The 13,707-nt window shown below is 46.7% G+C and carries 8 protein-coding genes; 4 read left to right on the top strand and 4 right to left on the bottom strand.

What is annotated here, in order from left to right; translation table 11 throughout:
* Positions 1 to 32: 32 nt before the first annotated feature.
* Positions 33 to 4,046 (bottom strand): phosphoribosylformylglycinamidine synthase, encoded by a 4,014-nt coding sequence (gene purL, locus BLR43_RS00235; protein WP_093067326.1) that lies wholly within the window; start codon positions 4,044 to 4,046, stop codon positions 33 to 35.
* Positions 4,047 to 4,502: 456 nt separating this feature from the next.
* On the opposite strand from purL, the gene BLR43_RS00230 reads away from it, so the two are divergent.
* Together BLR43_RS00230 and BLR43_RS00225 are read left to right on the top strand one after the other, a co-directional pair.
* A complete protein-coding gene (locus BLR43_RS00230) occupies positions 4,503 to 4,997 on the top strand; it encodes a pyridoxamine 5'-phosphate oxidase family protein (RefSeq protein WP_058024383.1) in 495 nt (164 codons plus the stop codon).
* Between the two features lie 428 nt (positions 4,998 to 5,425).
* Complete coding sequence (locus tag BLR43_RS00225) at positions 5,426 to 5,920, top strand: pyridoxamine 5'-phosphate oxidase family protein (protein ID WP_093067323.1); 495 nt, start codon at positions 5,426 to 5,428, stop codon at positions 5,918 to 5,920.
* A gap of 182 nt (positions 5,921 to 6,102) precedes the next feature.
* Here BLR43_RS00225 and pgsA read toward each other — a convergent pair whose 3' ends face one another.
* The 3 genes from pgsA to acs all read right to left on the bottom strand — a co-directional run bounded on the left by pgsA (position 6,103) and on the right by acs (position 10,846).
* Entirely contained in the window at positions 6,103 to 6,783 is a 681-nt protein-coding gene (gene pgsA / locus BLR43_RS00220) for a CDP-diacylglycerol--glycerol-3-phosphate 3-phosphatidyltransferase (RefSeq protein WP_093067905.1), read from the bottom strand.
* Positions 6,784 to 7,461: 678 nt separating this feature from the next.
* Complete coding sequence (locus BLR43_RS00215; RefSeq protein WP_093067320.1) at positions 7,462 to 8,625, bottom strand: NAD(P)/FAD-dependent oxidoreductase; 1,164 nt, start codon at positions 8,623 to 8,625, stop codon at positions 7,462 to 7,464.
* A 259-nt stretch (positions 8,626 to 8,884) separates the two neighbouring features.
* The gene (gene acs / locus BLR43_RS00210; RefSeq protein ID WP_071002467.1) at positions 8,885 to 10,846 is read right to left on the bottom strand and encodes an acetate--CoA ligase; all 1,962 of its coding nucleotides are present in this window, start codon (positions 10,844 to 10,846) and stop codon (positions 8,885 to 8,887) included.
* Positions 10,847 to 11,284: 438 nt separating this feature from the next.
* Between acs and BLR43_RS00205 the strand changes: the two genes are divergently transcribed.
* Positions 11,285 to 12,568, top strand: coding sequence for a BaiN/RdsA family NAD(P)/FAD-dependent oxidoreductase (locus tag BLR43_RS00205; protein WP_093067317.1), 1,284 nt, complete (start codon positions 11,285 to 11,287; stop codon positions 12,566 to 12,568).
* Between the two features lie 115 nt (positions 12,569 to 12,683).
* A complete protein-coding gene (locus BLR43_RS00200; RefSeq protein ID WP_093067314.1) occupies positions 12,684 to 13,700 on the top strand; it encodes a pirin family protein in 1,017 nt (338 codons plus the stop codon).
* Positions 13,701 to 13,707 lie beyond the last annotated feature (7 nt).

Raw genomic sequence — 13,707 nt, 5'->3', positions numbered from 1 at the left:
TCAAACAATATTCTAAACTAACTCAAACTATCCTAACGCAACCAAGCCCGTGCATTACGGAACATCCGCATCCATGCACCATCTTCATCCCACTGCTCAGGTTTCCAGCTATGATTGTAGGCTTTTAGGTTACGCTCAGGATGCGGCATCATGATAGTGACGCGGCCGTCAGTGCTACACAGACCCGTGACGCCGCCGACTGAGCCATTAGGATTTAATGGATAAGTCTCGGTCGGATGACCTTGACTATCGACATAACGCATGGCGAGCTGACCATGTTTCGCCATACCATCGATCTCAGTAGCGTTTAGGGTGGCAAGACCCTCACCATGCGCCACAGCGATTGGCAAGATGCTGTCTTGCATGCCTTTGAATAAGATGGACTTGGTGCGCTCAACTTTGACGTTGACCGTACGCGCTTCGAATCGTGCCGACTCATTTGCGATAAAGCGTGGAAAGTTTTCTGCACCTGGAATGAGGTCTTTAAGCTGCGCCATCATCTGACAGCCATTACAGACGCCAAGTGAGAACGTATTCGGACGGGCGAAGAAGCGGACGAACTGCATGCGTAGCTCATCATGGAACAAGATAGAGTTTGCCCAGCCAGAGCCAGCGCCCAGTACGTCACCATAACTAAAGCCACCACAAGCGACCAGACCGTCGAAATCACGTAGATTGATGCGACCACTCAGTAGATCGCTCATATGTACATCGACCGCTTCAAAGCCAGCTTGGGTAAAGCCAGCTGCCATCTCCGTCTGACCGTTGACACCTTGCTCGCGGAGGATTGCGACTCTTGGTTGGCTGTTATTAGCATCAGCACGGCTGTTTACATAAGGCGCTTCCACTTTTTGATTCAGATCAAAGTTTGGCGCCGCGATCAGGCCTTTATGGCTCGCGTCGCTAATCAAGTCATACTCTTGCTGTACGCATGCTGGATTATCACGGCGGCGGGCGATTTGATAGCTGACTTGACTCCACTGCTGTTGCAGCTCGCTGCGGCTAAATCTAAGCGTTTTATCGCCTTGATGTAACGGCGTTTGGATAATGAGGCTATCTTCCTCAGTGCTTTGTCCGACGAGACTAAGCATATCGCTGACGTTAAATTCTTCTGCCAACTGCATGAGCGCTGCGACGTTTTCTGGCAATACTTGGATGACTGCGCCCAGCTCCTCACTGAACAGTTGACCGAGTAAGTTGTCATCATCTAATGACAGCTTGATACCTTGACGGCTGGTGAACTGCATCTCTGCGATGGTCGCAAGCAGACCGCCATCACCGATATCGTGATAAGCGCTGATGACGCCTTGCGCGTTGCCCGCTTGCACAAAGTTAAAGAAGTCGATCAAATCACTTGGCTGCGCTAGATCTGGGCAGTCGTTACCGAGTTGGCTAAGCGTTTGCGCAAGGATCGAACCGCCTAGACGCAATTTACCTTTAGATAGGTCAATACGGTAGAACGCGCTGTCACCATTGATTAGCTCAGGGGTTAGCGTTTTTGCGACGTCAACGACAGGGGCAAACGCAGTCACAACCAAACTCATTGGCGAGACGACTGATTTGTCAGCGCCCTCTTCATCAGTCCAGTTAGCACGCATAGATAGCGAGTCTTTACCAACAGGGATGGCGATACCGAGTGCTGGGCACAGCTCTTCGCCGATTGCATGTACTGCATCGAATAGTGCCGCATCTTCTGCATCATCACCGCATGCTGCCATCCAGTTCGCTGACATGGTGATATCAGACAACTGAGCGATACGCGCGCCCGCGATGTTAGTAATCGCTTCGCCGACCGCTAGACGCGCAGAGGCTTTTGGATTGATAAGGGCAACAGGCGTACGCTCGCCGACACTCATGGCTTCACCAGTCATCGGCTGACCATCTAGCGCCACTAAGCCTGACGCCGTCACCGCACAATCTGATACAGGCACTTGATAGCGACCCACATACTGATCACGCACGACCATACCGGTGATAGAGCGGTCACCAATGCTAATCAAGAATGATTTGCTCGCCACGGTTGGGTGACGCAATACATAGGTAATTGACTCGGCTAGATTAACTTCACCAAGCTCTAATGCTGGTAACGTGCTATCAGTACGCTCAAAGCTGCGCTGCATTTTTGGTGTACCGCCGAGCAGTACTTGCATCGGCATATCGACTGGTTGCTCGTCCAATAGCTCATCATCAACGATTAGCTGACGGATATCCGTCGCCTCGCCCAAGATGGCATATGGACAGCGCTCACGAGCACAGATCGCATCGAACTGATCTTTGCTCTCTGGGCGAATCGCCAGCACATAACGCTCTTGCGCCTCATTAGACCAGATGGCCATTGGCGACATGCCCGCTTCTAACGATGGGATCTTACGCAAGTTCAGATGCGCGCCCATTTCATGGTCATTGACCAGCTCCGGCATGGCGTTAGACAGACCGCCTGCGCCGACATCATGAATAGAGACGATGGGGTTGCCGTCTTGACTGGCAATACTAACATCAGCATCGTTACCGGCAAGCGCCCAGCAGCGATCGATGACTTCCTGACAGCGACGCTCCATCTCAGCGTTATCGCGCTGGACTGAAGCAAAGTCCAAGCCTTCATCAAGCTCGCCACTATCGACTGACGATGCTGCCCCGCCGCCAAGACCGATTTGCATCGCAGGGCCACCCAAGACGATAAGCAAATCACCTTTTTTAATCGCATTTTTTTCAATCAGATTGCGTTTGATATTGCCGTAACCACCTGCCAGCATGATGGGCTTATGATAGCCGCGCATCTCGCTACCGTCTTTTGCCGCAGAGGTATCTAACTGAAAGCTGCGGAAGTAACCGCATAGGTTTGGACGACCAAACTCGTTTGAGAAGTTGGCGCTACCTAATGGGGCATCAAGCATAATCTCAAGGCTGGTTGCCATACGATCTGGCGTACCATAGGCTTGCGTGCTCAGTTGGCCTGACTGCTCCCATTTCTCGGACAGCTCTGGGATATGTAGATGCGACACGTGGAAACCGGCTAGACCCGCTTTTGGCTTACCGCCACGACCTGTCGCACCTTCGTCACGAATCTCACCGCCAGAACCCGTTGCTGCACCTGAATACGGAGCAATTGCCGTTGGGTGATTGTGCGTCTCAACTTTCATCAAGATATCGATGTCTTCTTGATGAAATCCATAAGGATGGATTGAATTGGCATCCATCGCGTCCGTTGGGATAGGATAAAAACGCATGCCATCAGACCCAGCCATCACAGCGGCGTTATCTTTATAGGCTGATAAGATGCCTTGTGGGTTCGACTGATAGGTGTTTTTGATCATTTGGAATAGTGATTTTGGCTGCACCTCACCATCAACGGTCCACTGGGCATTAAATATCTTATGACGGCAATGCTCTGAGTTCGCCTGTGCAAACATCATCAGCTCAACGTCGGTTGGATTGCGACCTAATTCATTGACATACGCATTCATCAGATAGTCGATATCTTCACTGGATAACGCAAAGCCGAACTCGGTATTGGCCGACTCTAGTGCTGACTGACCTTGTCCGATGACATCGATATGATTCAGTGATGCTGGTGCTTGATCATCAAACAACTTGCTGACATCGCTCAAGTCATAGACCAAGCTCTGGGTCATACGGTCAAACAATAACTGCTCAGCGTCTGCTGGTAGTTTTTCGCCTGCGTCACCGTCTGTTTTTTCATCGAGGGTTAACGTATAAACCACGACACGCTCAACACGGTTGATTTTGATTTCACAGTTATTGAATATATCGGTGGCTTTACTCGCCCATGGTGAGATGGTGCCAAAGCGCGGCGCAACGATCACTTGCAGTTGGTTGTCTTGTGGCGTGGTAAGCGCGATCGCTTCTTTGATCCCAAACAAGTCTAAGGATTTTTTGTGCTCCTCACCGCTCAATTCGCGTGAGAGTACATACACTTGCTGAGTACTTATTTGACTAACATTTAGCTTGGTTTTTTGCTGGAACTGACTGATGAGTTGCTGCGTCTGAAAATCGGTAAGAAACGGTTGTCCGGCGATGGTCATCATAAAGGCATAATCCGTAAGATCAAGGCATCTCTGCCATGCTAAGTAAATGGTCTGGGTATTATAACAAGAAGACCTATAATAAGCAGGTTTAAACCAAGATAAATTGCTGATAACTGATACGGTGTCGCTGCTAACTACATGCTCAATAACACAATCAATCAATTCAATAATCCGATCATGAGTGTTTAGCCCATGAATGTTTAGCCCATGAATGTTTAGATAGCATTCAAATACAGTGACGACACTCGGCGTCGCAATTTTTACCTAACCCTCATACTCCTTACAAACACTCACATCGCATTACTGGGCACCTATATAAATGCAAAGGCATAACTCGGTATTCTAGTTCCAGTTGTTAAGGCGATGTTTTTAAAAGATGAATTACATCTACCTTGAATAAAAATGATTACTACAAACAATTAACTTTCTAATCACTATAAAAAAAAGGAAATTCCTATGAATAAGCAAGAACAAATCGACAAAATTCAAGACGTTATTAAAGATGTAAAATTTGCGATGTTAAGCACCGTCAACAGTAAAGGTGATGTACATGCTTGGCCAATGACGACCAGCGAAGCGAGTATCGGTGGTAAAGAGATTTGGTTCATCGGTGATAAAACCTCAGATGTGGTCAAAGACATTCAGAACAATCAAAAAATTGGTTTGTCTTATGCTTCTAAAGATGAAAAAGACTATGTCTCTGTCAGCGCCAATGCTGAGTTACCAACGGACAAAAACAAATTAGAAGAACTGTGGTCACCAGTCTACAATGCGTTTTTTGAACATGGTAAAGAAGATCCAAACGTACAGTTAATCAAGGTCGTTCCACATGGCGTTGAGTGCTGGTTAGGTGGCAGCTCTACTATCAATATGTTCAAAATGGCAGCAGCAGCCCTACAAGATGGCAAAACGGCAGAAGATATCGGCGAGCAATTTGAAGTATCGCTATAGTTTAGAAGCCATATATAACTTCATTTGGCTCAGATAAGCCTACGGTTACTGAGTCGCCCAAAACGTCAATATACCTCGGTTTATTGGCGTTTTTTATTGCCTTATTTTTGGTAAGGTTATTTTTAGACAGTATTTTTTGATTGATAAATAGACTTCTTGCATAAGTCATCGCCAGCCCTTGTAACTCCGTCAGTGGAAGTCAATGAACTGGTACTTTTGCAAGAGATCTAATCATCTGCTGAATAAAATCACGCAGATAATTACAAACTTTCACAGGGTATTACAGACCAGCTGTATCGTTCTATTAGGTGATATCGCTATATTGATAACTGTTAATAGGCGTCATTGACCACCTTATCAGTACTCTAGATCACTCTTACCGAATAATAATTTTTACTCCAAATTTTAAATAGTAAAGGATAACTACGATGAGCAAGCAACAACAAATGGACACCATCCAAGAAATGGTAAAAGATATCAAATATACGATGATGACCACGCGCACCAGTGAGAACCATCTTCACTCATGCCCCATGAATACCACCGAGACCAGTATTGGTGCCAAAGAAATTTGGTTTATCGGTCACAGCCCTTGTGAGACCATCGATAACATCAAAAACGATCCACAAGTCAATTTGGCCTATGTCAGCCAAGACAACAAACAATATCTGTCTATCACTGGTAAAGCGGAGCTGGTAGATGATAAAGACAAGTTAGATGAGCTGTGGTCGCCTATGTACAATGCGTATTTTGAAAAAGGCAAAGAGGACCCACGCGTTCAGCTAATCAAAGTCACCCCACATGGCGCTGAGTACTGGGCAAATGGTAATGCCATCACTAGTGCTGTCAAAATGGCGGCGGCGGCAGTCACTGACACTGCCATTGAAAAAAGCTTGGGTGAGAATTTTTCGATAGAGCTGTAATGTTTCAATCTTTAAAACAGTAAGAATAGACTTCTTGCATAAGTCATCGCCAGCCCTTGTAACTCCGTCAGTGGAAGTCAATGAACTGGTACTTTTGCAAGAGATCTAATAGACAAATAAAAAACGCCAGTCGCATGAGCCACTGGCGTTTTTTATGCAGGTTACGATTGTTTGTCTTACTATTAGCCGCTTTGCCTCAAATAAGGCCACGCAGCTTTGAGATAAATCATCATTGACCAAAGCGTCAATATAACAGCGGCGACCATCAGCGCATAACCGACCGTCTCAAGCGACTCCCAGTTTAATAACAGTACTGTAATCGCTATCATCTGAAAGGTCGTTTTTAATTTGCCCACATAGGACACAGCGACACTGGTTCGGTTGCCAAGCTCTGCCATCCACTCGCGCAATGCGGATACAGCGATCTCACGTGAGATGATGACGATCGCAGCGATTGCCATAATAATATTGGGATGCCATTGCACCAAAACGATCAAGGCCGCCGCCACCATCAGCTTGTCAGCAACTGGGTCCAAAAAGCGCCCAAACGCTGACATGACATTCAGCTTACGAGCAAAGTAACCATCTAGCCAATCGGTAATTGCTGCAATAATAAAGACGCTGGTTAATAATAAATGGCGCAATAGGCTATCGCTAAACTCACTCATCCCCACTCGCGCAATGACGTTGTCTGAGATTGCAGGCATACCGATGCCCATAGCAGGTGGCCAGTACGCAATCGCAACAAATAACGGAATCATCAAGATACGAGCAATCGTAAGATTGTTGGGCAAGTTAAAAATACTTTTAGTATTTTGCGAACTTGACGGCTCCTGCGTATGCAAATGCGTGCTCTCAGTCATGGCAAACCCAGTGTAATATCGACATAATAATGGCAGATAGCTTAGCATTTTTCCGTCATGCCGTCATGCCATCTCTTTAATGATTGAATGATTCAAACCATCAACATCGAGTCATTCGTTTCATAACGATATAACCCATTGAAATCATTTGTATCTTTTATTAAAAGCATCATAAAATTCTTAAAAACAATCTGCTAACTAATGTAACGTCCTATTATGTACAGGGCTCGATAGTTGGTCACAGGCTATCTACTTATCTGCGTCTTTCTTCTTACTTCCCAATGACAGAGTCTATGCTGTGATCGTGCAGCCGAGCATTTTTACAAAGTAATATACTGTAACCAAAATAACCAAATAGCAAGCAACTGAGTTATGATATCAACTGTCACAAAACACTTGTACACTTAAATATGTAAGCAAATATATGTACCCATTGTATTGAGCATTATTGCCCTAATAAATAACGGTATAGAAAGATAATAATGACAACAAATCATGACCACGGAGTCTGTCGTCAATCTCCACAGCCCGTTTTCCTCAGCCCACAGCACCTCCTCTGTGGGCTTTTTTTTGCCTCGCTATTTATAACAGGCTCAAATCTCGATGCATATTGCTATAAACACGTAAAAACCTCTCTAGGGACTGGCAGCCGATAGATTCAGCCAGCCAGCAATCAACTCATATAGATCGTGCCCTACAGACTGCCTCTACTGTCTGCCGAGCTACCTGATAGCAGCTTTCGATATTGCCGCGTGCGCACCAGTCACCACTGACAATCCACTGTCTGGTTTCATCGACTAAGATACCTAGCTCTTTAGTATCTATATCTATTATAGTAGCCGCATAGCGCCAGCGATGACAATCTGTTTGGCTTGGAGCACTATCTTTGCCCCAGTTTAAGGCTTGCTGCGCTGCCATTAATAACGTGGCTTTGACTGTCTCCAAATCATCATCGACGTGGACTTGTGACCAGTCATTACGCGCATGAATGGTGATGCTTGGTAATAGCTCATCACGAGCGGGTTTATGATGTTCAATAAATATTCTATCGAGTACCTCACTATTTGAATAAGCAACATCCCACTGCGGTGCTGTTTGAGAGTTCAATGTTTCAGGTAATTCTTGGGCATTGTCCCAACCGAGCATCAACGTATAGCAGGCCTGCATCTGCGGCTGGGTGATGTTAACTTGCTGACTAAACCCACTGTCTGCCATCAGCTCTACTGCCTGACCGTTTGGTGCAGTACAAATGACCCAGTCAAACCAACCGAGGCTCTCCCCTGTCTCATCAAATAGCTCAGTTTTTTTATCATCTGAGTGAGTGGTATGCCCACCAAGCGGAGCCACACGCGTCTTAAACAGGATGTTTGTGTGCTTGAGCCCAGCGGCCAATTCACGTCCCCAACTGGTCATTTTTGGCGTGCTGATATAGCGCGCGTGCACGGTATCCCACTGCTCTTTACTTTGGATATCGGGCGATTGGCCATTATCATCGGCGGGTGTCAGCTCGACCACGTTGGCACACCATGGCTGTAGCAGCCCTGTCTCTAGCCAAGGGGCGATAAACTGCTGAAAACTATCAGTCTTTGCCGTAAAGAACTGTGCCCCAAACGCCCATTGCCAGTTGCGGCCCGTCTCACTGTCGGTACGATAGCGCGTCGCTAACCGGCCAACACTACGCGACTTTTCAAATATCGTGATTTTCGGTGTATTGGATAGATCGTGTGTCTGATTTGAGGCGCGTTCTAGTAGTGTCGCGGTTAGCAGTCCTGTCAGACCACCACCAATGATCGCGATTTTTGGTGAAGATTTATCCGTTGAGAGCAAAGTATGATCAGTCATAATGACAGGAAACCTTATCGAGTATTTATGAGTCGCTACCATCTATAAATGGCAAAACGATCTCTTATATGGCGGGCAACTAGTGGGTAGCAATGTTCATTGACCATTGATATTGAATCGTCAAAACGCCGCAATATCAATATCGTCTGCGTAAAAAAGCCATGCTATTCACAATAACATGGCTTTTATTTGACGTTGCTGAACGGATATCAAAGTTGAAATAGCACCGTTCGCGTGCCCGATAGACGGGCTAACGCAACTACTCTCCGCGGCTCGCTTTGACTTCTTCTACCAAATCATTGATCACTGAGCTGTCCGCCAGCGTAGATAAGTCGCCCAATCCGACATACTGACCTTCTGCCAGCTTACGCAAGATACGACGCATAATCTTTCCTGAGCGAGTCTTTGGTAGCGCATCCACCATATAAATAGCATCTAAGGTCGCAATCGGCCCAATCTCGGCACGCACATGACGTTTTAGCTCCGCTTTTAGATCGTCTGTTTTTTCTTCGCCAGACTTTAGAATGATAAAGGCACAGATACCTGTCCCGCGAATCTCATGCGGCATACCAACAATCGCGGCCTCGGCAGTAGCCGGATGAGCAACCAATGCACTCTCAATCTCTGCCGTACCCAAGCGATGCCCTGAGACGTTTAGCACGTCATCCACGCGGCCTGTGATCCAATAATGTCCGTCTTCATCACGCTGCGCACCATCACCTGTGAAGTAATAGCCGGGATAATCGCTAAAATAGGTTTTCAAAAAGCGCGGATGGTCATTGTAGATCGTACGCATTTGCCCAGGCCAACCAGTACTGATGACCAAATTACCTTCAGCAGCGCCTTCCATGATTGCGCCTTCAGCATTGACGACTTCAGGTTTAATACCATATAGTGGCGTCATCGCGGCACCCGGCTTAAGATCGACCGCTCCCGGAATCGGTGCCATCAAAATACCGCCTGTCTCCGTTTGCCACCACGTATCGACAATGGGACACTTGCTGTCACCAACGACATGATAGTACCAATCCCACGCTTCTGGGTTGATTGGCTCACCGACTGAACCTAGCAAACGCAGGCTTGAGCGATCTGACTCACGTACAAAGGCATCACCCTCTTTCATCATTGCTCGAATCGCCGTTGGGGCGGTGTATAAAATGGTCACGTCGTGCTTGTCGATGATGTGTCCGATACGTGCCCATGTTGGATACTCTGGCACCCCTTCAAAAATGACTGTCGTGGTGCCATTGGCGAGCGGTGCATATGTTGAGTAGGTATGACCTGTGATCCAGCCCACATCTGCGGTACACCAATAAACGTCATCTTCTTTGACATCAAAGACATCACGGAAGGTAGACAAGGCATAAGTGATATAACCCCCTGTGGTATGCACAACGCCTTTGGGTTTACCCGTTGAGCCAGAGGTATACAATAGGAATAATGGATCTTCGGCATTCATCACTTCAGGCTCACAGATTTCTGATTGCCCATCAACGAGATTGTGATACCAGACATCGCGGCGACCGCTCATCGGTATAGAGTTGCCTGTGCGGTGGACGACGATGACTTTTTCGACACTGTCTGTGCCATCCATCTCAAGAGCATGATCGACATTGGCTTTGAGCGGTGTATGTTTGCCGCCACGTAAACCTTCATCAGCCGTAATAACGACTTTTGAGCGACTGTCTATCAAACGATTGCCCAGACTCTCAGCAGAAAACCCACCAAATACCACTGAATGCACCGCACCAATACGCGCACATGCCAGCATCGAGACCATGGCTTCTGGTATCATTGGCATATACAACGTGACCCGATCGCCTTTGCCAACGCCAAGCTTGCGTAGCGAGTTGCCCAGACGACAGACTGCTTCATGTAATTCTTTAAAAGAAATAATCTTGTGTAGTGAAGGGTGATCCCCTTCCCAAATAATAGCTGGCTTGTATGGATCTTTTTCGAGGTGACGATCAAGACAGTTGACGGAGATATTCAGCTCACCATCTTCAAACCATTTAATACTGAAATCGTCTAAGTCATAATTGACATTGCTGACTTTGGTCGGTTTTTTTATCCAGTCGATCAGCTCAGCACGCTTCGCCCAAAACGCATCATTTGCTTCGGTTGATTCGATAGATTGATTGTAGTCTTCGAGATACTTTTCAGGGGTGGTATTGGCAGCAGCCATAAACTCGGCTGAGATTGGAAATGATTTCTGGGTCATAGTATGGTTCCTTTTTAATTATCATGACTTACACAGAAAATCGTATATAACGACTAACCATGCAGGCAATAAGAGTCATCTTCCATAATGCGTGACACTCAGCGATAGTTTGACAAATAAGCGTGTCGGTTGCAAGACATCATCAGCCAATCATAACAATTTCGCTGTACATCTGTATACTTGGTGATTGATAGCAGCGGTTATTGAAGAGTTATTAGTAAGGATTATTGCAACATCGCAATCAAGAGTGCGCTTGATATGCAGATGCCATGTCACAGCTCATCGGATATCACATTTAATCCTTGTAACCTCAAATGAAATATGGACAATAGCTACCCTACCGATACTGCTTTAGACAACACCGCCGATCTGTATTATTAACACATACAATTGGTTTTGTTATCACCTTTTTTTAAATGATTGTTTTACGAGACCACAATGACTAATCACCGCAATGCACAACCCTCTACTCACTATGACGTCATCATCGTCGGCGCTGGCGCTTCAGGATTGTATTGTGCGCTCACCGCCGGTCGCCGTGGTCGTCGCGTTTTGGTCATAGATCACGCCAATAAAGCAGGCAAAAAGATTTTGATGTCAGGTGGTGGCCGCTGCAACTTTACCAATTACTTCGTCGAACCTGAGCATTTTATCGGTGCCAATCCTCACTTTTGTAAGTCGGCACTGAGTCGCTATCCAAGCTGGGAGTTTATCGGCATGGTAGAGGCGCATCAGATTCCCTACCATGAGCGTGAACACGGGCAGCTATTTTGTGATGATTCTGCCCAAGATATCCTCACTATGCTCCTTGATGAATGTACGGCTGTCGGTGTGCAAATCAAGCTCAATACCCAAATCAATCATGTACAGACGACTGACCATGATAAAGCAAAACGGTTTGAGCTAATAACCAGCAAAAAGCTTGGCAAAAAAGACGTCGCAAGCGAGAGTCAATCGTCACAGACGCGCTATCGTTGTGAGTCGTTAGTGGTAGCCACTGGTGGTTTGTCTATTCCAACGATGGGCGCAAGCGGCATTGGCTACGAGCTAGCGCAGCAGTTTGGGCATACCTTGATAGCAACCGATGCCAGTCTCGTACCATTTACCTTCACGGACAAAACAGGCGAGCTGATTCGTAGCTTAGCAGGCATCAGCCTACCAGTCATTGCCAGTAACGAGCGTATCTCTTTTAAACTGCCTGTACTGTTTACCCATCGCGGGCTCTCTGGCCCTGCCATGCTCCAGCTATCGAACTATTGGCACAGTGGTGAGACGATCAGCATTAACCTACTGCCCGATGTAGATGTCACCGATATTTTACTCACCCGCAAAAAGTCACACCCACGCCAACTGATCCGTACTGTATTGGCAGAAAACACAGACAACGCACTACCCAAAAAACTATTGGCAGCACTACAGACCCAGCTTTGGGACGATATCAAAGATACTGAGCTTGCCAATATCAAAGATGAGCGACTGAGTGAGCTTGGCGCTACCCTCAACGGCTGGCAGCTCAAGCCGTCTGGTACTGAAGGCTATCGCACGGCCGAGGTCACCCGCGGCGGCGTAAAAACCGATGAGGTATCCTCAAAGACCATGCAAAGCAATCTACAAGAGGGCTTGTATTTCATCGGCGAAGTGCTCGATGTAACAGGCTGGCTTGGTGGTTATAACTTCCAATGGGCTTGGGCCAGTGGCTTTGTGAGTGGCGAGGTCGTTTAAGAAGCAGTCGCATTTGATAGCTTAAAATAAACACGACATAAGTTCATTTTATTATGAAATTGCGGTATAATATTAACTAATATGACTTATGCTAGATAAAATCATGAGGTAATCCATGCGTCCAATCAAACAGATTCATGGTGATAAAGCACCACATTGGGTCGGTGACGGATTCTTTGTGAAAACATTGATCAATTATGTCGATGACCAACCAGACTTCAATTACAGTCATACCGATCCATTTTTACTATTTGATTATGGCGAGCCGACGACATTTGCACCAAATCCTGATTATCAGACGCAGCCACATGGCATTGGCAAACACCCTCATAAAGGTTTTGAGACCGTCACCCTCGCGTACTCAGGTGAAATCAGTCATGCTGACTCTATCGGTGGACGCGGGGATATTTTGGAAGGCGATGTGCAATGGATGACCGCTGGTCGCGGCATTCTACACGAAGAGTTCCATTCTGAGGCGTTTGGGCAGCGCGGTGGTGTGTTTAGTATGGTGCAAATGTGGGTCAATCTGCCAAGCGCGCACAAGCTGACTGATCCTAAATATCAATTTATCAAACGTGCTGAGATGCCTATCATAGAATTGGTGGACAGTCGCGATGCCGACTCTCAAGATAATCTTACTAAAGATGCTGTTGCTCAAAGCGCTGACAAACAAACGGTCATCGGTCAAGTTGCCATCATTGCAGGTGACTGGCATGGCGTCACAGGTAATGCGGTAACCTTTACGCCCATTAACCTATGGGATATCGCGCTGCATACCGCAGGCACAACGATACTCGAAGTACCTAGCACGCACAATACCCTGCTTCTCGTACAAGAAGGCCGAGTACTGGTCAATGGCACATCTATCAGTGCAGGCAATCTGATTCAGTTTGCAGCGCCGATTGAACCATCTGTAGATTCTCAACCTGTACCTTTATCTGATGCTGCTACCGATACTATTGAGCTCACCTATTCTACCGATAACGATGAACACACTCCTGCCAAACTACTGTTGTTAAGTGGTGAACCTATCGGTGAGCCTATCGCAGGTCACGGCCCCTTTGTAATGAATACCCAAGATGAGCTACGACAAACGTTCCGTGATTATCAAACAGGCAATTTTGGTACATAATGAAAAT

It is taken from the genome of Psychrobacter pacificensis, assembly GCF_900101915.1.
In the GTDB taxonomy this organism is placed as follows: domain Bacteria; phylum Pseudomonadota; class Gammaproteobacteria; order Pseudomonadales; family Moraxellaceae; genus Psychrobacter; species Psychrobacter pacificensis.
This window is presented reverse-complemented; position numbering and strand designations above follow the sequence as displayed.

What these genes read in the sequence shown, in the direction of transcription:
- purL (WP_093067326.1), bottom strand. Translation starts at nt 4,046, where the DNA reads ATGATGACCATCGCCGGACAACCGTTTCTTACCGATTTTCAGACGCAG.
- BLR43_RS00230 (WP_058024383.1), top strand. Translation starts at nt 4,503, where the DNA reads ATGAATAAGCAAGAACAAATCGACAAAATTCAAGACGTTATTAAAGAT.
- BLR43_RS00225 (WP_093067323.1), top strand. Translation starts at nt 5,426, where the DNA reads ATGAGCAAGCAACAACAAATGGACACCATCCAAGAAATGGTAAAAGAT.
- pgsA (WP_093067905.1), bottom strand. Translation starts at nt 6,783, where the DNA reads ATGACTGAGAGCACGCATTTGCATACGCAGGAGCCGTCAAGTTCGCAA.
- BLR43_RS00215 (WP_093067320.1), bottom strand. Translation starts at nt 8,625, where the DNA reads ATGACTGATCATACTTTGCTCTCAACGGATAAATCTTCACCAAAAATC.
- acs (WP_071002467.1), bottom strand. Translation starts at nt 10,846, where the DNA reads ATGACCCAGAAATCATTTCCAATCTCAGCCGAGTTTATGGCTGCTGCC.
- BLR43_RS00205 (WP_093067317.1), top strand. Translation starts at nt 11,285, where the DNA reads ATGACTAATCACCGCAATGCACAACCCTCTACTCACTATGACGTCATC.
- BLR43_RS00200 (WP_093067314.1), top strand. Translation starts at nt 12,684, where the DNA reads ATGCGTCCAATCAAACAGATTCATGGTGATAAAGCACCACATTGGGTC.